The 20,022-nt window shown below is 60.6% G+C and carries 20 protein-coding genes; 11 read left to right on the plus strand and 9 right to left on the minus strand.

Going from position 1 to position 20,022, the window contains the following annotated elements; genetic code table 11:
* Positions 1–39: 39 nt before the first annotated feature.
* From ACIN8IBEIGE_RS13255 to zapE, 6 genes are all read left to right on the plus strand, one after another.
* Positions 40–846, plus strand: a complete 807-nt coding sequence (locus ACIN8IBEIGE_RS13255) for an alkaline phosphatase family protein (RefSeq protein WP_160015040.1) — start codon at positions 40–42, stop codon at positions 844–846.
* A complete protein-coding gene (locus ACIN8IBEIGE_RS13260; protein ID WP_160016382.1) occupies positions 846–1,685 on the plus strand; it encodes an ABC transporter permease subunit in 840 nt (279 codons plus the stop codon). The genes ACIN8IBEIGE_RS13255 and ACIN8IBEIGE_RS13260 overlap by 1 nt, the downstream gene beginning before the upstream one ends.
* Positions 1,672–2,466 carry an ABC transporter permease gene (locus tag ACIN8IBEIGE_RS13265; protein ID WP_160015041.1) on the plus strand — a complete coding sequence of 265 codons (795 nt, stop codon included), beginning with the start codon at positions 1,672–1,674 and terminating at the stop codon, positions 2,464–2,466. The genes ACIN8IBEIGE_RS13260 and ACIN8IBEIGE_RS13265 overlap by 14 nt, the downstream gene beginning before the upstream one ends.
* Positions 2,463–3,452 (plus strand): ABC transporter ATP-binding protein, encoded by a 990-nt coding sequence (locus ACIN8IBEIGE_RS13270; protein ID WP_160015042.1) that lies wholly within the window; start codon positions 2,463–2,465, stop codon positions 3,450–3,452. Before ACIN8IBEIGE_RS13265 ends, ACIN8IBEIGE_RS13270 begins: the two co-directional genes overlap by 4 nt.
* On the plus strand, positions 3,452–4,105 hold the full coding sequence (locus ACIN8IBEIGE_RS13275; RefSeq protein ID WP_160015043.1) for an HAD family phosphatase: 654 nt from the start codon (positions 3,452–3,454) through the stop codon (positions 4,103–4,105). The genes ACIN8IBEIGE_RS13270 and ACIN8IBEIGE_RS13275 overlap by 1 nt, the downstream gene beginning before the upstream one ends.
* 73 nt (positions 4,106–4,178) lie before the next feature.
* Positions 4,179–5,300 (plus strand): cell division protein ZapE, encoded by a 1,122-nt coding sequence (zapE, locus tag ACIN8IBEIGE_RS13280; protein WP_160015044.1) that lies wholly within the window; start codon positions 4,179–4,181, stop codon positions 5,298–5,300.
* Here the strand turns inward: zapE and lpdA are convergent.
* Together lpdA and ACIN8IBEIGE_RS13290 are read right to left on the minus strand one after the other, a co-directional pair.
* Complete coding sequence (gene lpdA, locus ACIN8IBEIGE_RS13285) at positions 5,297–6,697, minus strand: dihydrolipoyl dehydrogenase (RefSeq protein ID WP_160015045.1); 1,401 nt, start codon at positions 6,695–6,697, stop codon at positions 5,297–5,299. The genes zapE and lpdA overlap by 4 nt on opposite strands.
* A gap of 25 nt (positions 6,698–6,722) precedes the next feature.
* A complete protein-coding gene (locus tag ACIN8IBEIGE_RS13290; RefSeq protein ID WP_160015046.1) occupies positions 6,723–7,925 on the minus strand; it encodes an MFS transporter in 1,203 nt (400 codons plus the stop codon).
* Positions 7,926–8,045: 120 nt separating this feature from the next.
* Between ACIN8IBEIGE_RS13290 and ACIN8IBEIGE_RS13295 the strand changes: the two genes are divergently transcribed.
* The gene (locus tag ACIN8IBEIGE_RS13295) at positions 8,046–8,627 is read left to right on the plus strand and encodes a PaaI family thioesterase (RefSeq protein WP_160015047.1); all 582 of its coding nucleotides are present in this window, start codon (positions 8,046–8,048) and stop codon (positions 8,625–8,627) included.
* 39 nt (positions 8,628–8,666) lie between these two features.
* Positions 8,667–9,245: a TetR/AcrR family transcriptional regulator gene (locus ACIN8IBEIGE_RS13300; protein ID WP_160015048.1), complete on the plus strand. Its 579-nt coding sequence runs from the start codon at positions 8,667–8,669 to the stop codon at positions 9,243–9,245.
* 75 nt (positions 9,246–9,320) lie between these two features.
* Here the strand turns inward: ACIN8IBEIGE_RS13300 and ACIN8IBEIGE_RS13305 are convergent, their stop codons facing one another.
* From ACIN8IBEIGE_RS13305 to ACIN8IBEIGE_RS13320, 4 genes are all read right to left on the minus strand, one after another.
* Complete coding sequence (locus tag ACIN8IBEIGE_RS13305) at positions 9,321–10,115, minus strand: SDR family oxidoreductase (RefSeq protein ID WP_160015049.1); 795 nt, start codon at positions 10,113–10,115, stop codon at positions 9,321–9,323.
* A 252-nt stretch (positions 10,116–10,367) separates the two neighbouring features.
* Positions 10,368–11,921: an alkyl hydroperoxide reductase subunit F gene (gene ahpF / locus ACIN8IBEIGE_RS13310; RefSeq protein ID WP_160015050.1), complete on the minus strand. Its 1,554-nt coding sequence runs from the start codon at positions 11,919–11,921 to the stop codon at positions 10,368–10,370.
* 227 nt (positions 11,922–12,148) lie between these two features.
* A complete protein-coding gene (gene ahpC / locus ACIN8IBEIGE_RS13315) occupies positions 12,149–12,712 on the minus strand; it encodes an alkyl hydroperoxide reductase subunit C (protein ID WP_090252986.1) in 564 nt (187 codons plus the stop codon).
* 257 nt (positions 12,713–12,969) lie between these two features.
* Positions 12,970–13,935 (minus strand): NAD(P)H-quinone oxidoreductase, encoded by a 966-nt coding sequence (locus tag ACIN8IBEIGE_RS13320; RefSeq protein ID WP_160015051.1) that lies wholly within the window; start codon positions 13,933–13,935, stop codon positions 12,970–12,972.
* A gap of 128 nt (positions 13,936–14,063) precedes the next feature.
* Between ACIN8IBEIGE_RS13320 and ACIN8IBEIGE_RS13325 the strand changes: the two genes are divergently transcribed.
* The gene (locus ACIN8IBEIGE_RS13325; RefSeq protein WP_160015052.1) at positions 14,064–16,145 is read left to right on the plus strand and encodes a carboxy terminal-processing peptidase; all 2,082 of its coding nucleotides are present in this window, start codon (positions 14,064–14,066) and stop codon (positions 16,143–16,145) included.
* A 95-nt stretch (positions 16,146–16,240) separates the two neighbouring features.
* Complete coding sequence (locus ACIN8IBEIGE_RS13330; RefSeq protein ID WP_160015053.1) at positions 16,241–18,001, plus strand: bifunctional diguanylate cyclase/phosphodiesterase; 1,761 nt, start codon at positions 16,241–16,243, stop codon at positions 17,999–18,001.
* 1 nt (position 18,002) lies between these two features.
* Here the strand turns inward: ACIN8IBEIGE_RS13330 and ACIN8IBEIGE_RS13335 are convergent, their stop codons facing one another.
* Genes ACIN8IBEIGE_RS13335 through ACIN8IBEIGE_RS13345 form a run of 3 tightly spaced genes read right to left on the minus strand, consistent with a single transcriptional unit; the run spans position 18,003 to position 19,155 of the window.
* Positions 18,003–18,473, minus strand: coding sequence for a sel1 repeat family protein (locus tag ACIN8IBEIGE_RS13335; RefSeq protein ID WP_160015054.1), 471 nt, complete (start codon positions 18,471–18,473; stop codon positions 18,003–18,005).
* Positions 18,473–18,838, minus strand: a complete 366-nt coding sequence (locus tag ACIN8IBEIGE_RS13340) for a hypothetical protein (RefSeq protein WP_160015055.1) — start codon at positions 18,836–18,838, stop codon at positions 18,473–18,475. Before ACIN8IBEIGE_RS13340 ends, ACIN8IBEIGE_RS13335 begins: the two co-directional genes overlap by 1 nt.
* Positions 18,835–19,155, minus strand: coding sequence for a helix-turn-helix transcriptional regulator (locus ACIN8IBEIGE_RS13345; RefSeq protein WP_160015056.1), 321 nt, complete (start codon positions 19,153–19,155; stop codon positions 18,835–18,837). Before ACIN8IBEIGE_RS13345 ends, ACIN8IBEIGE_RS13340 begins: the two co-directional genes overlap by 4 nt.
* Before the next feature lie 134 nt (positions 19,156–19,289).
* Here ACIN8IBEIGE_RS13345 and ACIN8IBEIGE_RS13350 point away from each other — a divergent pair, with 134 nt between their 5' ends.
* A complete protein-coding gene (locus tag ACIN8IBEIGE_RS13350) occupies positions 19,290–20,012 on the plus strand; it encodes an ABC transporter substrate-binding protein (protein ID WP_256665154.1) in 723 nt (240 codons plus the stop codon).
* The last annotated feature ends 10 nt before the right edge of the window (positions 20,013–20,022 follow it).

Below are 20,022 nucleotides of genomic sequence, written 5' to 3' on the forward strand. Positions count from 1 at the left end.
TACACTCCGGGGCCGATTCGGTTGCTAAGGCTTTCAATCATGTCGCACAACGTCATCCTCGTGGTTCTGGATGGCTTGAGCTATCAGGTGGCTCAGCATGCGCTGGGGCATCTGCAGGCTTACTGCCAGGCTGGACGCGCCGCGCTGTATAAGCTCGACTGTGAACTCCCGGCCCTGTCACGCCCGCTGTATGAAGCGATTCTGACTGGTGTTGCGCCCATCGACAGCGGCATCGTCAATAACGATGTGTCGCGCCTGTCGACCCAGCGCAGCATGTTCCACTACGCCCGCGACGCCGGACTGATTACCGCTGCGGCGGCCTATCACTGGGTCAGCGAGCTGTATAACCGCTCGCCATTCCAGGCGGCGCGCGACCGTCACACGGCAGACGCCAACCTGCCGATTCAGTACGGCCACTTCTACTACGCCGACCATTACCCGGATTCGCACCTGTTCGCCGACGCGGAAAGCCTGCGCCTGCGCCACGCGCCCAACCTGCTGCTGGTGCACCCGATGAATATCGACGACGCCGGCCACAAGCACGGCCTCGACAGCGCGCAGTACCGCAACAGTGCGCGTATGGCCGATGTGCTACTGGCCGAGTATATCCAGCCCTGGCTCGACGCCGGCTACCAGGTTCTGGTGACCGCCGACCACGGCATGAACAACGACCGCAGCCACAACGGCCTGCTGCCGGAAGAACGCGAAGTGCCGCTGCTGGTACTTGGCAGCGCCTTCAGCCTCAACCCCAACGCCCAGCCGAAACAGCTGGAGTTGTGCGGTACGGTCTGCGAGCTACTCGGCGTGGCCCACGACAAACCTGTCTGCCGGGAGCTCCTCGCATGATGTCTGCCCTGCGCGGCAAATGGCTGGCGCTGCTGTGCCTGCTGCCCTTTGCCCTGTTCTTTATCGCCTTTCAGATCGCCCCGCTGCTCTGGGTGGCCAGCAACAGCCTGCACACTAGCGATGGCTGGGGCCTGGGCAACTTCCAGCAGGCCTTCGCCTCGCCGTTCTACCGTCAGGCCATGCGTCACAGCCTGGAAGTGGCGTTCTGGTCGAGTTTGATCGGCATCAGCATCGCCATTCTCGGCAGCTACTCGCTGCGCCAGGTCGACAGCAAATTGCGCGACTTCGTTATGGCGTTTTCCAACATGACCAGCAACTTCTCCGGGGTGCCGCTGGCCTTCGCCTTTATTATCCTGCTGGGGTTCAACGGCGCACTGACCATCCTGCTCAAGCAGGCGGGAATCATCGAGGATTTCAACCTCTACTCGAAAACCGGCCTGATCGTGCTCTACACCTACTTCCAGATTCCCCTGGGTGTACTGCTGCTCTACCCGGCCTTCGACGCCCTGCGTGAAGACTGGCGCGAATCGGCCGAACTACTCGGCGCGAGCAACTGGCAGTTCTGGCGGCATATCGGCTTGCCGGTGCTGACCCCCGCGCTGCTCGGCACCTTCGTAATTCTGCTGGCCAACGCCCTCGGCGCCTACGCCACGGTGTATGCGCTAACCACTGGCAACTTCAACATCCTGCCGATTCGGATTGCCGCCATGGTTTCCGGCGACATCTTCCTCGACCCGAATATGGCCAGTGCCCTGGCGATGATTCTGGTTGGCCTGATGACCCTGATTACCATCGTCCACCAATGGCTGCTGCGCCGGAGCTACCATGTCCCACGCTGAAAAACGCTCGCCGCTGTTCCACCAGCTGGTGGTCTACAGCCTGCTGCTGATCCTTTTGCTGCCGCTGCTCGGCACCCTGCTCTACTCGTTCTCCACCAGCTGGTCGGCCAGCGTGCTGCCCAGCGGACTGACCTTCAAGTGGTACCTGGCGCTGTGGAGCGATGCACGCTTTCTCGCCGCGTTTGGCCGCTCGTTGCTGGTCTGCCTGGCGGCGCTTGCGCTGTCGCTGGTGCTGATTCTGCCGCTGCTGTTTGTGGTCAGTTATCACTTCCCCAAGCTCGATGCGCTGATGAACGTGCTGATCCTGCTGCCATTCGCCATTCCGCCGGTGGTGTCCTCGGTCGGTCTGATGCAGCTATTCGCTGGCGGCCCGTTGCCGATCCTCGGTACGCCGTGGATTCTGATTGGCTGCTTCTTCACTATCGCCCTGCCCTTTATGTACCGGGCGATCAGTAACAACCTGCAGGCGATCAACCTGCGCGATCTGATGGACGCTGCCCACCTGCTCGGCGCCAGCACCTGGCGCGCGGCCTTTATGGTGGTGCTGCCCAACCTGCGCAAGGGCCTGATGGTCTCGGTGTTTCTCTCCTTCAGCTTCCTGTTCGGTGAATTCGTCTTCGCCAACCTGCTGGTAGGCAGCCGTTATGAAACCCTGCAGGTGTACCTCTACAACATGCGCAACGACAGCGGTCACTTCACCAGCGCGTTGGTGATTTCCTACTTTATGTTCGTGCTGCTGATGACCTGGGCGGCCAACCGCCTGAATAAGGACAAGTCATGAGTTATCTGAGTATTCAAGGCCTGCACAAACGCTACGGCGATACCGCGATCTTCAGCGATATCAACTGCGAGATCGCCAAGGGCGAATTCATCACCCTGCTCGGCCCGTCCGGCTGCGGCAAATCCACCCTGCTGCGTTGCATCGCCGGTTTAACTGGAGTGAATGGCGGGCAGATTCTGCTCGACGGCGAGGACCTGGTGCCCGTCGCCCCGCAAAAACGCGGCATCGGCATGGTGTTTCAGAGCTACGCACTGTTCCCCAATATGACCGTGCAACAGAACGTCGCCTTTGGCCTGCGCATGCAGAAGGTCAAAGGCAGCGAAGCCGAACAGCGGGTCAAGGAAGTGTTGGAGCTGGTTGAGCTGAATGACTTTGCCGACCGCTACCCGCAGCAACTGTCTGGCGGCCAGTGCCAACGCGTGGCCCTGGCCCGCTCACTGGTCACCCGCCCGCGCCTGCTGCTGCTCGACGAGCCGTTGTCGGCGTTGGATGCACGGATTCGCAAACACCTGCGCGAGCAGATCCGCAGCATCCAGCAGGAGCTGGGGCTGACCACCATCTTCGTCACCCATGATCAGGAAGAAGCGCTGGTCATGAGCGACCGTATCTTCTTGATGAACGCCGGCAAGATCGTCCAGAGCGGCGACGCAGAAACCCTCTACACCGCCCCGGCCGATGTTTTTGCCGCCGGATTTATCGGCAACTACAACCTGCTCGACGCCGATGCCGCCAGCCGCCTGCTGCTGCGTCCGGTCAACAGCCGCGTGGCGATCCGTCCGGAAGCCATCCAGATTGGCGCCCAGGGCAGCATCGAAGGACAGATCCACAGCCATCGCCTGCTCGGCAACGTGATCCGTTACCGCGTCGAGGCGCGCGGCGTCGAACTGCTGGTGGACGTGCTCAACCGCTCCCCGGCCGACCTGCATGCCAGCGGGCAGCGCATCAACCTGAACATTGAAGACAACGCAATCTGTGAGGTGGCCTGATGGCCCTGGCAATTTTCGACCTGGACGAAACCCTGATCGGCGGGGACTGCGCCAGCCTGTGGACCCAGGAAATGGTCAAGCTCGGCTGGGCCGACGCCGACAGCTTTATCGCCCATGAGCAGGAGCTGATGCGCCAATACGCGGCCGGCTGCCTGGCCATGGAAGACTATATGGCCTTCACCCTGTCGCCGCTGGTGGGCCGCACGCCGGAAGAAGTCGCCCATGTGGTCGAACCTTTTGTCGAAGACGTGATCGAGCCGATTTTCTACAGCGACGCCACCCGCTGCCTGGCCAACCACCGCGCCGCCGGTGACCGGGTGCTGGTGATTTCCGCCTCGGCGCACTTTCTGGTCAGCGCCGTTGCTGCACGCTTGAAGATTGAAGAAGTGCTGGCCATCGACCTGGAAGTTCAGCACGGCCACTACAGCGGCCGTACCCAGGGCGTGATGACCTACCGCGAAGGCAAGGTCACGCGCCTGCGTGCCTGGCTGCAAGAGCATGGCGAAGTTCTCGACGGTGCCTACTTCTACTCCGACTCACGCAACGACCTGCCGCTGCTGCAGGTGGTCGACAAACCCTATGTGGTCAACCCCGACCCAACCCTACTTGCGCACGCCCAGCAGGCCGGCTGGCCAATTCTGAGCTGGCGCTGATTGAGGCCGGTTGTGGCGCGTAAGCCTGCCTACAGGCTATAACGCGTCACCTCACAGCCATGCGCCTGATTTCATGCCCAGCAATTCACCCCTCGCCGCCTATCAACAGGCCATCAACCGCGACGGTTTCAAGTCCGACCCTGCGCAGTGGCAGGCCGCGCAGACATTGCACGACTGCCATCAGGCGTTGCACCAAGACGAACCCTTGAGCTCGATCAACGGTGTGTATCTGTGGGGGCCGGTGGGCCGTGGCAAAACCTGGCTGATGGACAGCTTTCACAAAGGACTGAAGGTCCCGGCACGGCGTCAGCACTTTCATCACTTTATGCGCTGGGTACATAGGCGCCTGTTTCAGCTCACCGGCACACCTGACCCGCTGCAGTCCCTGGCTGTGGAGCTGAGTCGCGAAGTGCGCGTGCTGTGCTTCGATGAGCTGTTTGTCAGCGATATCGGCGATGCGATTATTCTCGGCCGCCTGTTCCAGGTGATGTTTGAACAGGATGTGGTGCTGGTGGCCACCTCCAATCAGCCACCTGAGCTGCTGTATGCCGAAGGCTTTAACCGTGAGCGCTTTCTGCCAGCGGTGGCCGCCTTGCAGCTGCATATGCAGGTGGTGAGCCTCAATGGCGAGCAAGACCATCGCCTGCACCCAGGCGCCGCGCACACCCGTTACTGGGTTGCCACGCCTGGGCTGCCAAGTGTGCTGAGCCGAACCTTTAGCCAGCTGGCCGCAGGTAGGCCCAGCAGCGATCAACCGCTCACGCTTGGTCACCGTAGCGTGCAGGCCTTGCGCCACTGCGACGGCGTACTCTGGTGCCGCTTTGCTGATCTGTGCGAGCAGCCCTTGGCCGCGCCGGACTTTATCGCCCTGTGCGACCGCTTCCAGGCCATCCTGCTAAGCGAGGTGCCCAACCTGAGCAGCCCGCAACGCGCGGCGAAGATCGCCCGTGGCACCGAAGATGGCGTCGAGCGGGTGCAGGCGGGCGATCGCCAGCTACCCGCCCTGTCGCTCAAGGATGACAGCGTGCGGCGCTTTATCGCCCTGGTCGATGAGTGCTACGACCGCAAGGTGCCGCTGTATCTGGAAGCCCAGGTACCGCTCGCCGAGCTCTATACCGAGGGCTACCTGAGCTTCGCTTTTCGCCGCACCCTAAGCCGCTTGCAGGAGATGCAGCTGCAGCGCTTCGGGGCTTAAGCCTGCATCGCCCAACCATGCACACTCATCGACGCCTGACGTAAAGCCTCGGAACGCGTCGGATGCGGGTGGCAGATCAGCGCGATATCTTCAGCCGATGCGCTGAATTCCAGCGCCACGCAGTATTCGCCGATCAGCTCGCCGGCGCTGGGGCCGATGATATGCACGCCGAGAATCTGGTCGGTGCGCTCATCGGCCAGCACTTTGACGAAGCCTTCGGCCTCGTGATTGATCTTCGCCCGGCTGTTAGCGGTAAAGGGAAATTTGCCGACCTTGTAGGCGCGCCCTTCGGCTTTCAGCTGCTCCTCGGTCTTGCCCACGGTGGCGACTTCCGGCTTGGTGTAGATGACGCCGGGAATCGCCTCGTAATTGACCTCGGCGGCATGCCCGGCAATCCGTTCGATACAGGCGATGGCTTCATCTTCAGCCTTGTGCGCAAGCATCGGCCCGGAGGTGACGTCGCCGATAATCCAGATGCCCGGCACGCTGCTGCGGTGCTGCTGGTTTTCCAACATGCCGCGCTTGTCGGTGGCCAGGCCCACGGTCTCCAGCCCCAGGCCGGCTGTATAAGGCCTGCGGCCAATCGCGACCAGTACATAGTCAGCCTGTAATGGCTCGACAGCGCCGCCAGCAGCAGGCTGCAGCTCAAGGGTCACGCCTTTGGCCGTGGCCTTGGCGGCGTTGACCTTGGTGGCCAGTTTGAAATTCATGCCCTGCTTGCTCAGGGTGCGCTGCAGGGTTTTCGCAGTTTCGTTGTCCAGGCCCGGGCAAATGCGGTCGAGGTATTCCACCACCGTCACTTCGCTGCCCAAACGCCGCCATACTGAACCCAGCTCCAGGCCGATCACCCCGGCGCCGATCACCACCAGGTGCTTGGGCACCTTGGGCAAGGCCAACGCGCCGGTGGAGTCGAGAATGCGCTGGTTATCAATCGTCACCCCAGGCAACGGCGTCGGCTCCGAGCCGGTGGCGATCACGATATCCTTGGCCTGCAGCTCACGCACACTGCCATCGACAAGGGTCACCGTGACCTTGCCCGGCCCGTTCAAACGGCCCCAGCCCTTGATCCACTCGACCTTGTTCTTGCGAAACAGAAACTCGATGCCCTTGGTCAGGGCCGTTACGCTCTCATCCTTCTGCTTCATCATCTGCATCAGATTAAGCGTCGGCTTGACCTCGATACCGAGGTTGTTGAGCTCACCACTGGTCGCCGCCTCGTACAACTCCGAGGCATGCAGCAGTGCCTTCGATGGCATGCAGCCGACATTCAGGCAGGTGCCGCCCAGAGTCTCGCGGCCCTCGATGCAGGCGGCCTTGAGGCCCAGTTGCCCGGCGCGGATGGCGGCGTTGTAGCCGCCGGGGCCGCCGCCGATGATCAGCACGTCATAGTTGCTCATTGAGTTACTCCTAGGCTGCAGAGGTTTAGCGAACCAAAGCCGCGCTCGCTGCCGGCCGTGGGCGCAGCAGGTGGAAGGCGCAGAACGCCGCGACGGCAAATAAACTGTTCAGCAACACCATAGGCCACGCCGAGCCATCCGCCAGCAGGCTGAGCAGAACGCCGCTGCAGGTGGCGCCGGCCATTTGCGCAAAGCCCATAAAGCCTGCGGCCAGCCCAGCGCGGTGGGCATTGGGAATCACCGCACCAGCCACCGATGCCGGCAGCAACATGCCACCACCCAAGGTAACCAAAACCTGGGGTATCGACAGGCCAAGCAGCGACAAACCAAACAGCAGATAGATCGCCAAGGTGGCCAGGGCACCGCTCGCTACCAGCGCCGCGCCTATGCCGACGATCTTCTCCGGGCCCAACTGCAGAATTCGTCGCTGGGTAAACAGAGCGCCGGCGATCAGCGCCGAAACAATTGCCGCAAAGGTGATGCCGTATTGCGCCGTGCTCAACCCGAGCAGACCGATGTATACAGCTGACGAGCCGGCGATTACCGCAAACATCGCGCCATAGGTGCAGGCCAGCGTCAGGGCCAGCGCGCGGAACGAGGCGGCGCGCAGCAGATCGGCATAGTTGCCAGCCAAGCTGCTCAGCTGCCCGGCCTGCGGGTCGAGCTGCCGATTGCTTTCGCGGTACAGGCCCAACACGGCAACAACAATGGCAACGCCGATCAGCAGTGCCAAGGCAATCGGCGTACGCCAGCCGCCATATAGCACCAACACGCCGCCCAGCATCGGCGACAGGACAATGGCGCAGAGCATGCCGATCACCGTCAACGCCAATGCCGGCCCAGCCTGCGCCTGCCACACATCGCGAACGATGGCCCGCGCCAAAACCAATGCCGCGCAGGCCCCAAACCCCTGCAGCACGCGGGCAGCAATAAATTCGTCCATGCTGCTGGCCAGCAGCATCCACAAGGTGGCGAGTAGATAGACCAGCAGCCCGGCGACCAGCACCGGACGTCGGCCTATGCGATCCGACAGCGGGCCGAGCAGCAACTGGCCCAGGCCAAAGGCGGCAACGAAAGCCGATAAGGCCAGCAGGCTGCTGCCAGGACGCGCGTTCATGATCAGTTCGATAGCGCCCAGGCTGGGGATGATCAGCTGGGTGGAAATCTCTCCAAGGGCAGTCAGTGCCACCAGAATCAACAGCAGGCTGCGCGACGGCAAGGGATACATGGGCGTGGGTCCTGTGATCACGGGTAGGCGTGGTTCGCCAACCTTTTAATATTTCAACCATAATATAAAAAATCACATTACGCTTGTAATTTTAAAGCCACCCGCCAACGAGGTCTGTCCATGAGCATCCCATCACGCGAAGAAAAACTGGCCGAATGGCTTGCCGCCGAACAGACCATGCGCGCCAGCCTCGGCGCACCCGGCAGCATGAGCCTGGCGCAGGTCAGCGAACTGCTACCACAGGAGTTCTTTGACGGCATCGGCCGCGGTGAACTGCCCTCGCCGCCCATCGGCCATCTGCTGGATTTTGTCCCGTTGCAATGGTCATCCGGGCGCTTCGTCTTCCAGGGCACGCCCGATGCGCGCCACTACAACCCGCTGGGCAGTGTGCATGGCGGATATGCGGCCACCCTGCTCGACTCCTGCATGGGCTGCGCTATCCACACCCAATTGCAGCGCGGCCAGGGTTACACCACTACTGATCTACGCATCAGCTACATCCGCGCCCTCAGCACCAAGGTCGGCCCGATCCGCGCCGAAGGCCGCATCGTGCATATCGGCCGCACCACCGCGTTGGCCGAAGGGCGCATCTACGACGTCGACGACCGCCTGTACGCCGTTGGCTCAACCACCTGCCTGATTCTCAGCATGCCTGGGACATCGCCTGCACCCGGCACTGAAACACCGGGGCGAAGCGAGTAAGATGGCAGGCAACATCTGAAACCAGCGGCCAGGTACTCCATGCGTTATTCCGAAGACCACAAAGCCCAGACCCATCAGCGCATCATCGAAGAGGCCGCGCGCCTGTTCCGTCGCGACGGTGTTGGTGCCACCGGCCTGCAGCCACTGATGAAAACCCTGGGCCTGACCCATGGCGGCTTCTACGCCCACTTCAAATCGAAAGATGAGCTGGTGGAAACCGCCCTGCGCCACAGCGCTGACAAGCTGACGGCGGTCACCAACGAGATGGCCAACAGCGATAAACCGCTGACCCGCCTGATCAGTGGTTACCTGTCGTCCGCCCACCGCGCCGACCCGGGCGATGGCTGCCCACTGCCGACCATGTCCGCCGAGCTGGGCCAGCGCGGCGTACCCAGCCCGGTGACCGATGAGCTGATCCGCGACCGCCTGCACACCATCGAAGCCGGCCTTGGCGTTGAGCATGCCGATGAACAGAGCGTGCTGATTCTTAGCGCCATGGTTGGCGCCCTGCTGCTGTCACGCAGCGTCAGCGACCCAGAGCTGTCTGACCGACTGCTGAAAACCACCCGCCGCCTGCTTATCGAGCAGAACAGCGGCGACTCAGCGCCAAGCGCCTGATTGCAACGGCTAAGCGCCACCTATCAAAAGCCCTGACTGTCTCCAGCCAGGGCTTTTGTTGTTAGAGCCAGCGACTTATTTGTAACGAGCAGCCGCGCTGCTGTGCGACAGGTTCGGCGCCAGCTTGCCGCGGGCATCGGTAAAGGCCTGCCAGTCAGCGGCATCAGGCAGCGATGGAATGGTGATCAGCTCGCCCTGGTCGAAACCGGCCAGCGCTGCATCAACCATTTCACCGACCTCCATGATCATGCTCGCCGGCAGTGCCGAATCATCCATACCACTGCGCTCCCAGATTTCGGTGCGGGTAATACCGGGCAACACGGCCTGCACCTGCACACCCTGCGCCTTGACTTCACCGTTAAGGGTCTGGGTCAGGCTCAGGACATAGGCCTTGGTGGCGCTGTACACGGCATTGAACATTTCCGGCGCCAGGGCCACCACCGAGGCGATATTGATGATTGCCCCACGCCCGGCGGCGGTGAATTTGGCAGCGGCTGCGGTGGACAGGTGTGTCAGCGAAACCACGTTGAGCAGGATCATGCGATCAACAGTGTCGAGATCGGCCTCGGCCAGCTGGCCGCCCATGGCCATACCGGCGTTATTGACCAGTGTGCTGATCGCCTTGTCAGTGCGCAGGCGCTGGGTAACGGCATGCAGATCAGCCTTGTCAGTCAGGCCGGCCTTCAGCGCTTCGACCTTTACCCCGTACTGCTCGGTCAGACGCGCTGACAGGGCCTGCAGGCGCGGCAGATCGCGGGCCACCAGCAGCAGGTCGTAACCGCGCTGCGCCAGGCGCTCGGCGTAGGTGGCACCAATGCCTGATGAAGCGCCGGTGATCAATGCAGTGCCTTTCTCGTTATGCGTGCTCATGCTGCGTCTCCTGGGTATACGGGGTATACGGGTAGGTAGGCTGTCTGGAGGTATAGTGCGCCAAATAATATTACACACATAATATAAATATTATATGTCGCCCATAATAAAAACTATCGACAGCTATCCCGCAAACGCCTGAGACGCAAAAAAACCTGAAAAAAGACCGCTAGCCGCCTGATGGCAGAGCACAAAAAAGCGGACAACCCGTAAAGGTTGTCCGCTCTGGTACGACGTAGAACGTCGAGCGTGTTAGCTGCGGATCAGGTGATCGAAGGCACTCAGGGAGGCCTTGGCACCCTCGCCCACCGCGATAACGATCTGCTTGTACGGCACGGTGGTCACGTCACCGGCAGCAAACACACCAGGAATATTGGTAGCACCCTTGGCGTCGACGATGATCTCACCGAAACGCGACAACTCGACGCTGCCCTTCAACCAGTCAGTGTTAGGCAACAGACCGATCTGCACGAAGATGCCTTCCAGCTCAACGCTGTGCAGTTCTTCGGTGGTGCGGTCCTTATAGACCAGCGCATTGACCTTCTGGCCATCGCCTTTGACCTCGGTGGTCTGCGCGCTCTTGATCACGGTAACGTTGGGCAGGCTGTAGAGTTTCTTCTGCAGCACAGCGTCGGCACGCAGCGTGTCGGCGAATTCCAGCAGGGTCACGTGAGCAACGATACCGGCGAGATCAATCGCTGCCTCGACGCCGGAGTTACCACCGCCGATGACTGCAACACGCTTACCCTTGAACAGCGGGCCGTCGCAATGCGGGCAGAAGCACACGCCCTTGGCCTTGTATTCATGCTCACCGGGCACCCCCATCTCGCGCCAGCGCGCGCCGGTAGAGAGAATCAGGGTCTTGGCCTTGAGACTCGCGCCATTGTCGAACTTCACCTCATGCAAGCCGCCTTCGCTGCTCGCAGGAACCAAGGCGCTGGCGCGCTGCAGGTTCATGATGTCGACTTCGTATTCACGCACGTGCTCTTCCAGAGCGCGCACCAGTTTCGGGCCTTCGGTTTCCTTCACCGAGATAAAGTTCTCAATCGACATGGTATCGAGCACCTGGCCACCGAAACGTTCGGCAGCAAGGCCGGTACGAATACCTTTGCGCGCCGCGTAAATGGCCGCAGCAGCACCAGCTGGGCCACCACCGATCACCAGCACATCGAAGGCTTCTTTGGCGCTCATCTTCTCCGCATCGCGGTTAGCGGAGCCGGTGTCGATCTTGGCGAGGATTTCCTTCACGTCCATACGGCCGGATGCAAACACTTCGCCGTTCAGGTAGATGCTCGGCACGGCCATCACCTGGCGACGCTCGACTTCTTCCTGGAACAACGCACCGTCGATCGACACGTTGCGGATATTCGGGTTGAGCACGGCCATCAGGTTCAGCGCCTGAACCACGTCCGGGCAGTTCTGGCAGGACAGCGAATAGTAGGTCTCGAACTCGAACGAGCCTTCAATGCTCTTGATCTGCTCGATGGTCTCGGCATCCAGCTTGGACGGATGGCCACCCACCTGCAGCAGCGCCAGTACCAGCGAGGTGAACTCGTGGCCCATGGGAATGCCGGCGAAGGTCAGACCGATATTTGCGCCAGGGCGGTTAAGCGAGAACGACGGACGACGAGCACCGCTACCATCGGTCTTCAGGGTGATCTTGTCGGTCAGGCCGACAATGGTCTGGAGCAGTTCAAGCAGCTCCTGGGATTTTGCACTGTCATCGAGGGACGCGACGATCTCGAACGGCAGAGTGACCTTTTCCAGGTAGGCCTTCAACTGGGTTTGCAGGTTAGCGTCCAACATAGCGGGTAGTCCTCAATGACAAAAATTCTGGGCAATAAAAAATTGTCAGGAACAATTTTTAACGTCGCGTAGCGACGGCCTGCAGGGTGCCGCCATGGAATGGCAGGCAATAAAATGCCCGGGCGGATCGCGCCCGGGCATCGGGCACCACTAGGGTCGGATTGCGACCCTGACAGCGCTAAGTACTCCCCTCCCCGAGCCTGAGCCCAGGGAAAGTGTCGGCAGATTTAGATCTTGCCAACCAGGTCCAGGGAAGGAGCCAGAGTCTTCTCGCCTTCTTTCCACTTGGCTGGGCACACTTCACCTGGGTGAGCAGCGGTGTACTGGGCAGCTTTCAGCTTGCGCAGGGTTTCCGATACGTCACGGGCGATTTCGTTGGAGTGGATTTCAACGGTCTTGATCACGCCTTCCGGGTTGATCAGGAAGGTGCCACGCAGCGCCAGGCCTTCTTCTTCGATGTGCACGCCGAAAGCGCGAGTCAGAGCGTGGGTTGGATCACCCACCAGCGGGAACTGAGCCTTGCCTACAGCTGGCGAAGTTTCATGCCAGACTTTGTGGGAGAAATGGGTGTCGGTGGTGACGATGTAAACTTCGGTGCCGGCATCGCGGAACGCAGCGTAGTTGTTGGCAGCGTCTTCGATCTCAGTCGGGCAGTTGAAGGTGAAGGCAGCTGGCATGAAGATCAGTACCGACCACTGGCCTTTCAGGGACTGCTCGGTCACTTCGATGAATTTGCCGTTGTGGAAAGCGTTGGCCTTGAACGGTTGAACTTGGGTATTGATGAGATTCATCTCGGGTTCCTTGTTGAGGGTTAGAAATTTACAGGGCGCATCTTAGCGCCTTATGCAAAAAAAGCTTATTGATTGCCGCCATGATTCCGATTGAGTAAGCCAATCGACGCACCAGCACCAGAGTCTGTTTACGTTCTCGCGAGCTAGAGCCAGACAAGGCAAAAACAGCCGAGGAAGCGGAGTTTACTGGTGTAAATGAGCATTCCGAGGCTGTTTTTAACGCTGGATGGCCGACGCGCAGCAGATCGTAAACAGATTTATTCCAAGGTTGGGTCTATGACCAGCACCAATTTGCCGTTGACCTGATTGCTCGCCAGCGCAGCAAAGGCGGCTTCGGCATCTTTGAGCGCATAAGCCTGCTGAAGTTGCGGTTTAAGGCGCCCTTCGGCGAAAAGCGGCCAGACAAACTGCTGCAAATCGCGCAACAGATCGGCCTTGAACTGCTCATCACGATTGCGCAGGGTCGAGCCAATCAGCGTAATACGCTTGCCCAATACCACCGCCAGATCGAGCTCAGCCTTGCGCCCACCGAGCAAACCGATGTTCACCCAGCGACCATCCACAGCCAGCAGATCCAGGTTAAGCGCGGCGTAGTTGCCGCCCACAGGATCAAGAATCACATCGAACGGAGCAAAATCACGCAGCGCCTGCAGCTGTTCCTCACCGCGCAGCACACCGCCCTGAGCACCGAGACTTTCGCAGTAGGTCAGCCGTTCAGCTGAACCGACACTGACCCAGCACGGGCTGCCAAAGGCTTTACATAATTGAATGGCCGCCGAACCCACGCCGCTGGCGCCGGCATGCAACAGCACCTTCTGCCCAGGCTTCAACGCAGCCAGCTGGAACAGATTGAGCCAGGCCGTGGCGTATACCTCGGGCAACGCCGCCGCTTCGGCCAGCGTCATGCCTTCGGGCACCGGCAAGGCGTGCCGCGCATCGACCACCACCTCCTCGGCCATACCGCCACCGCTGAGCAGCGCGCAAACCCGGTCGCCAACTTTCCAGTCACAACCGGCGCCCACTTCACTGACGATACCGGCGCACTCCAGCCCAAGCACCTCGCTGGCGCCAGGCGGCGGCGGGTAAAGTCCAGCCCGCTGCAACAAATCCGCACGATTCAACCCGGCAGCCGCTACACGGATGCGAATTTCCCCTACATCACAGGCCGGCGCTGGGTGTTGCGCCCATTCCACACGGCCTTCAACGCCTTGCAATGCCTTCACGCTGCCTCCATAGTGCATTTGAACCGAGCCCGGCGCTGACCACCGGGCTTTTGCATTGCGCCGATGGAACCTGGCGCCCTTAAAGACGGCCTAATATGCGTTATCAACTGCCCACACGTCGAATCAGCATGAAGCGATCCCTACTCAGCGTCACCCTCGCCTTTTCGTTTGCCCTGAGCGCCTTGCCGCTCGCGGCGAAAACCACCAGTGACGGCTCCTGGGAATACCTGCAACCTGACCGCGAGCAGGTCATCGCCAGCCTCAACGTAGTGGAGTTGTTGAAGCGCCATCACTACAACAAGCCGCCATTGAATGACGAGCGCTCGGAAAAGATCTATCAGGGCTACCTGAAGATGCTCGACCCCTCGCGCAGCTACTTTATTGCTTCCGATATCGCCGAGTTCGATCAATGGCGCACGCGCTTTGACGACCTGCTGAAAAACGGCGACCTGCAACCTGGCTTTGCCATCTATAAACGCCACTTGGAGCGTTTGCAGAGCCGCCTGCAGTTCACCCTGAACATGCTTGAAAAAGGTGTCGACAAGATTGACCTCGACAGCGACGAAAGCCTGCTGATTGACCGCGAGAACGCCCCCTGGGTCAAAGACCTTGCCGAACTCGATGACCTGTGGCGCAAGCGTGTCAAAGACGAAGTCCTGCGCCTGAAAATCGCCGGCAAAGAGCCCAAGGCAATCCAGGAACTGCTGACCAAGCGCTACAACAACCAGCTCGCACGCCTCAAGCAGACCCGCGGCGAAGACGTGTTCCAGGCCTATATCAATGCCTTTGCCATGTCCTACGACCCACACACCACCTACCTGTCGCCGGACAACGCAGAAAACTTCGACATCAATATGAGCCTGTCGCTCGAAGGTATTGGTGCCGTGCTGCAAAGCGACAACGAACACGTCAAGGTCGTGCGCCTGGTGCCGGCTGGCCCGGCAGAAAAGAGCAAACAGATCTCCCCCGCCGACAAGATCATTGGTGTGGCCCAGGGCAGCAAGGAAATGGTCGACGTGATCGGCTGGCGCCTGGATGAGGTGGTCAAGCTGATTCGCGGGCCGAAAGGTTCAACTGTGCGCCTGGAAGTGATTCCAGCGAGCAATGCGCCAAACGATCAAACCAGCAAGGTGGTCTCAATCACCCGTGAAGCGGTCAAGCTGGAAGAGCAAGCCGCGAAGAAATCCATCCTCAACCTCAAGCACGACAACCGCGACTACAAGCTCGGCGTTATCGAGATTCCGGCGTTCTACCTGGATTTCAAGGCCTTCCGTGCCGGCGACCCGAACTACAAAAGCACCACCCGCGACGTCAAACGCCTGCTCAAAGAGCTGGAAAAAGAGAAAGTCGACGGCGTGGTCATCGACCTGCGCAACAACGGCGGCGGCTCGCTCCAGGAAGCCACCGAGCTGACCGGTCTGTTTATCGACCAAGGCCCTACCGTTCTGGTGCGCAACAGCGATGGCCGCGTCGATGTACTGGCCGACGAAAACACCGGCATCTACTACAAAGGCCCGCTGGCCGTGCTGGTCAATCGCCTGTCGGCCTCGGCTTCGGAAATTTTCGCCGGCGCCATGCAGGACTATCACCGCGCGCTGATTCTCGGTGGCCAGACCTTCGGCAAAGGCACCGTGCAGACCATTCAACCGCTCAACCACGGTGAGCTGAAGCTGACCCTGGCCAAGTTCTATCGCGTCTCCGGGCAGAGCACCCAGCACCAGGGCGTGATTCCCGATATCCAGTATCCAGACATCATGGACACCAAGGAAATCGGCGAGAGCGCCCTGCCCGAGGCCCTGCCGTGGGACAGCATCAAGCCGGCGATCAAACCAGAGCTGGACCCGATCAAGCCGTTCCTTGCCGAACTGCAGAGCCGCTTCGAGAACCGCACCGCACAGAACCCGGACTTCACCTTCGCCCGTGAACGCCTGCAACTGGCGCAGAAGCTGATGGAAGAAAACACTGTCAGCCTCAACGAAACCAAGCGCCGTGCCCAGCAGACTGATATCGAAGGCCAGCAGCTGAGCATCGAGAACAGCCGCCGCAAAGCCAAAGGTGAAGCGCTGCTGAACAAGCTCAAGGAAGAAGACGAAGACGCCCTGCCGGCGGAAGATGAAAAAACCAAGCCGGAAGATGACGCCTACCTCGCCGAAAGCGGACGCATTCTGCTCGATTACCTAGGCTTGAATACGCACCTGGCCAAGCAGTAAAACAGCGAGCGTCATCAAAGGGTCATCAAACTGTCGTGAAATGCGGGGACTGGTAGCAATGCCAGTCCCCCGTTTTTTATGCACAGAGAGCCGCCATGATCGTCACCGAGCAGTTCAGCGCGTTGGACAGCATCCTCGCCAATGGCGACCTGCATAGTTTGTTTCAACCGATTTTTTCGCTCTCGGAGCGGCGCATTCTTGGCTACGAAGCCCTCAGCCGCGGCCCGTCCAACAGCGCCCTGCACTCGCCGATCAACCTGTTCGCCGTCGCCCGCAGCGCCGGCCGCCTGAGTGAACTGGAACTGCTCTGCCGCAAGAATGCCTGCCAGCGTTTCAGCCAGCTCAAGCTTGAAGGCAAGCTGTTTCTCAACGTCTCGCCAGACTCGCTGCTGGAGCCCAAGCACCAGCCGGGGCGCACCCTGCAACTGCTGCAAACCCTGGGCATTCCACCGAGCCAGGTGGTAATCGAGCTGACCGAGCAATCACCCACCGACGATTTTGCCCTGCTCGACACCGCCCTGCATCACTACCGCGCCATGGGCTTTTCCATCGCCCTGGATGACCTCGGCGCTGGCTATTCAAGCCTGCGTCTGTGGTCAGAACTGCGCCCGGATTACGTGAAGATCGACCGCCACTTTATCGACGGCATTCATCAGGATGCGGTCAAACGCGAGTTTGTCGGCTCCATTCTGAAAATGGCCAAGGCCTCGCGCGCCCAGGTGATCGCCGAAGGCATCGAACTGCCTGAAGAACTCGCCGTGCTCGCCGAGATGGGCGTCGACCTGCTGCAAGGCTATTTGCTCTGCCGGCCGCAGGAACAGCCACCGCGTGACGCCATCAATCTGTTGCCCAGCGCCACAGCCAGCAGCCCGCTCAGCGAAGAGTCCAGCGATCTGCGTAGCCTGCTCAACCCGCAACGTGCAGTAGCCCTGAGCACCCCCACCAGCGAAGTGCTGGAGATGTTCCGCGCTCAGGCCAACCTGAACTCGCTGGCGGTGCTTAACGAGGCGCAGCAACCCGTCGGCATCGTGCATCGTCACTCACTGGCTGAAGCCCTACTCAAGCCTTTCGCCAACGAGCTGTTCTCCCGCAAACCGATCAGCCGCTTGATGAGCGATGACTACCTGGCGGTGGAATCCAGCCAGTCACTGCAGCAGGTCAGCCGCCTGCTCACCAGCCGCGCCCGCCAGCGTATCGAAGAAGACTTCATCATCATTGAGGACGGCTGCTATATCGGGCTGGGGCGGGTGATCGATGTGCTCAAGCTGATTACCGAGCTGAAGATCCAGCAGGCCCGCTACGCTAACCCGCTGACCCTGCTGCCAGGCAATGTACCCATCCAGCAGTGCCTGACCCGCCTGCTGCAGCAGGGCCGCGAGGCCGTGGTGTGTTATGTGGATATCGACAACTTCAAGCCGTTCAACGACATCTACGGCTACGCCAAGGGCGATGAAGTGCTGCTCAGTCTGGCGCAGTGTCTGAATGACCGGGTCGACCCAACGCGGGACTTTGTCGGCCATATTGGCGGCGATGACTTTCTCTTGGTACTCGGTTCGCAGGACTGGCGCGCGCGACTCAATCGCTTGCTGGAAGACTTCCAGAGCCAGTGCCGACGCTTCTACCGTGAAGAAGACCTGTATGCGGGCTGCTTTGTCGCCCATGACCGTAGCGGTAAACGCCAGGAATATGCGCTGCTGTCCCTGTCACTCGGGGTGGTGCATGTACATCCCGAACAATGCGCACAACTGGATGCCAGCCTGCTGGCGGCTATGGCCTCAGAGGCCAAGCGGCACGCCAAGGCGGTGCCGGGTTACAGCCTGCATATCATCGACACCCAGGCGGATACGGCGGCCTGAATCAGAGGCCGCTCAGGCGATTGGATAACGCAGAGAAATGCTCGGCCTGCGCCGCATCAGCGGCAACGCCCGCAGCGCCGCTGCGATACAACTCAGCCAAGCGATAGGCCGCAGCCGGGTGGCCTGCGTGTGCGGCCAGCGTCCACCAAACGATGGTCTGCTGCGCATCTGCCGCATGTTGGGTATCGCCGGAAAGACTCAGAACACCGAGTTGGTAAGCGGCCTTGGCATCGCCGGCCTTGGCCGCTAAGCCGAGCAAACGCCGACCTTCGTTGCGTGCCCCCAGACCCTGACCGCGAAACAGCAGGATATGCCCGTAGAAGCTTTGCGCCTGGGTATCACCCAGATTGGCCATGCGGGCGAACTGCCCTTCCAGCCAGCGCCAGGCACGTGGTTGCTTGACCAGCCAGGCCCAGTGGAACAGGCGGCGCGCCAGCAGGTAGCCGATACGCGCACGCAGCGCGCCGAACATCAGGCGTCTTCCGGGTAGCTGAACTCGAACACGCGGGCCACTTCGGCGGCATGCCAGGATGCCGCGGCAATGCCATCGGACGCACCACTGAAGCGCCCCAGGCGGCTGACGCACTCGAAGAAGCCGGTACGCGGCAAACGGCTGGCGCCCTGGCTGATTACCAGCGCACTGCGCAGCGGACGCTCGGCACGCGCATCCAAGGCCGCCAGGTGCTCCAGCGCGGCGGCTAACGTCTGCATGGCAGGGCTAGGCAAGGCCAGTCGTTCGATCAAGGCTCGATAAGTCAGCAGATGACGCTGACGCTGGGCATCTTCAAGCTCACCGAGCAACGCCTGCCAATGTTGCCGACTGATGCTTACGCTCAAGGCTGTGCCTCCCACCCATCGACCCCAAGATGCCAGGCCAGCGCGCGCTGGATGGCAGCATCCGGCTGGCGTTCGCCGCTCTCGATCATGCCCAGATAATATGGGCTGATGCCAACATTGCGTGCCAGTTGTTCGGCACTCATGCCCTTGGCTTCGCGCAGCGTCGCCAGTTGGCTCAGCGCCGGCTTGCTGGCGCTCACCACCACAGCGGCAACCTCAGGCGTGCGCCCTGCGGCCTGCAGCAAGGCTTGATACTGCGCCCAAGGCAGCACCGCATATTCCGGCTGGCCATCGCGCTCGATCACTTGCACATTCATCTGTAAATCTCCATGCAGAGCACTTCCATCACTCTCAGCAACTCCAGAACAGACGGCCATCTTAACAGCCCAGCACGATAAAGCGCGTGATCTATACTGCCTCAAGGTTATCAAGCAGCAGTTAGGGGCAGGCTTTGCGCACACTGATAACAGTGCTGTTAATTGGCTACAGCGGCTGGGCCTGCGCAGATGAGTTGCGCTGGGGCTTTGCCACGGCTGACGGTATGCCCTATGTCGATGTGCACGAGCAGCAATTACGCGGTGGGGTTATCTACAAACTAGGCCAGCTGGCCAGCCAGCAACTGGGCTATCAAGCTGCGTTTGTCGAAACCCCGAACAAGCGCATCGATGAATATATGCAGCGCGGCCGCATCCATGTGATCTGTAACAGCAACCCGCAATGGATAGACAAACCCGAGCGCTATCAGTGGTCCGTGCCCCTCTATAGCGAAGAGGACGTGCTGCTACTGCACCGCCAGCATGCCCCGATCAACAGCCTGCAAGAACTTCACGGCAAAACCCTTGGCACCCAGCTGGGTTATGTCTACAAAAGCGAACTGATGGAGGCCTTCGCCAAGCAGCAGATCATTCGTCAAGATCTACGCGACCACAGAGCCGGGCTCAACCTGCTACGCAAACAGCGCCTGGATGCGATCATCGATATGCGCCGGCCACTGAACTTCCAACTGGCCAAGCGTGTGGATGCGCCGCTGCAGATCAACCCCTGGGTAATTGATCGCTACGACATGCACTGCACCTTCAGCCCGCAATTGCCGGTAAGTGCCGAACGACTGGACAAGACGCTGCAGCAATTACGCGACCAGGGCCTGATCGAGCAGATGCTCAACGACATCTGAAACTGCGCCG

Origin of the sequence: Pseudomonas sp. 8BK (assembly GCF_902506475.1) — a bacterium.
Lineage (GTDB): Bacteria > Pseudomonadota > Gammaproteobacteria > Pseudomonadales > Pseudomonadaceae > Aquipseudomonas > Aquipseudomonas anguilliseptica.

Excerpts from the sequence above, each read along its gene's own strand:
- ACIN8IBEIGE_RS13275 (WP_160015043.1), top strand. The coding sequence starts at position 3,452 with ATGGCCCTGGCAATTTTCGACCTGGACGAAACCCTGATCGGCGGGGAC.
- ACIN8IBEIGE_RS13265 (WP_160015041.1), top strand. The coding sequence starts at position 1,672 with ATGTCCCACGCTGAAAAACGCTCGCCGCTGTTCCACCAGCTGGTGGTC.
- ACIN8IBEIGE_RS13290 (WP_160015046.1), bottom strand. The coding sequence starts at position 7,925 with ATGTATCCCTTGCCGTCGCGCAGCCTGCTGTTGATTCTGGTGGCACTG.
- ACIN8IBEIGE_RS13335 (WP_160015054.1), bottom strand. The coding sequence starts at position 18,473 with ATGTTCGGCGCGCTGCGTGCGCGTATCGGCTACCTGCTGGCGCGCCGC.
- lpdA (WP_160015045.1), bottom strand. The coding sequence starts at position 6,697 with ATGAGCAACTATGACGTGCTGATCATCGGCGGCGGCCCCGGCGGCTAC.
- zapE (WP_160015044.1), top strand. The coding sequence starts at position 4,179 with ATGCCCAGCAATTCACCCCTCGCCGCCTATCAACAGGCCATCAACCGC.
- ACIN8IBEIGE_RS13260 (WP_160016382.1), top strand. The coding sequence starts at position 846 with ATGTCTGCCCTGCGCGGCAAATGGCTGGCGCTGCTGTGCCTGCTGCCC.
- ACIN8IBEIGE_RS13330 (WP_160015053.1), top strand. The coding sequence starts at position 16,241 with ATGATCGTCACCGAGCAGTTCAGCGCGTTGGACAGCATCCTCGCCAAT.
- ahpC (WP_090252986.1), bottom strand. The coding sequence starts at position 12,712 with ATGAATCTCATCAATACCCAAGTTCAACCGTTCAAGGCCAACGCTTTC.
- ACIN8IBEIGE_RS13300 (WP_160015048.1), top strand. The coding sequence starts at position 8,667 with ATGCGTTATTCCGAAGACCACAAAGCCCAGACCCATCAGCGCATCATC.
- ACIN8IBEIGE_RS13295 (WP_160015047.1), top strand. The coding sequence starts at position 8,046 with ATGAGCATCCCATCACGCGAAGAAAAACTGGCCGAATGGCTTGCCGCC.
- ACIN8IBEIGE_RS13255 (WP_160015040.1), top strand. The coding sequence starts at position 40 with ATGTCGCACAACGTCATCCTCGTGGTTCTGGATGGCTTGAGCTATCAG.
- ACIN8IBEIGE_RS13270 (WP_160015042.1), top strand. The coding sequence starts at position 2,463 with ATGAGTTATCTGAGTATTCAAGGCCTGCACAAACGCTACGGCGATACC.
- ACIN8IBEIGE_RS13325 (WP_160015052.1), top strand. The coding sequence starts at position 14,064 with ATGAAGCGATCCCTACTCAGCGTCACCCTCGCCTTTTCGTTTGCCCTG.
- ahpF (WP_160015050.1), bottom strand. The coding sequence starts at position 11,921 with ATGTTGGACGCTAACCTGCAAACCCAGTTGAAGGCCTACCTGGAAAAG.
- ACIN8IBEIGE_RS13305 (WP_160015049.1), bottom strand. The coding sequence starts at position 10,115 with ATGAGCACGCATAACGAGAAAGGCACTGCATTGATCACCGGCGCTTCA.
- ACIN8IBEIGE_RS13345 (WP_160015056.1), bottom strand. The coding sequence starts at position 19,155 with ATGAATGTGCAAGTGATCGAGCGCGATGGCCAGCCGGAATATGCGGTG.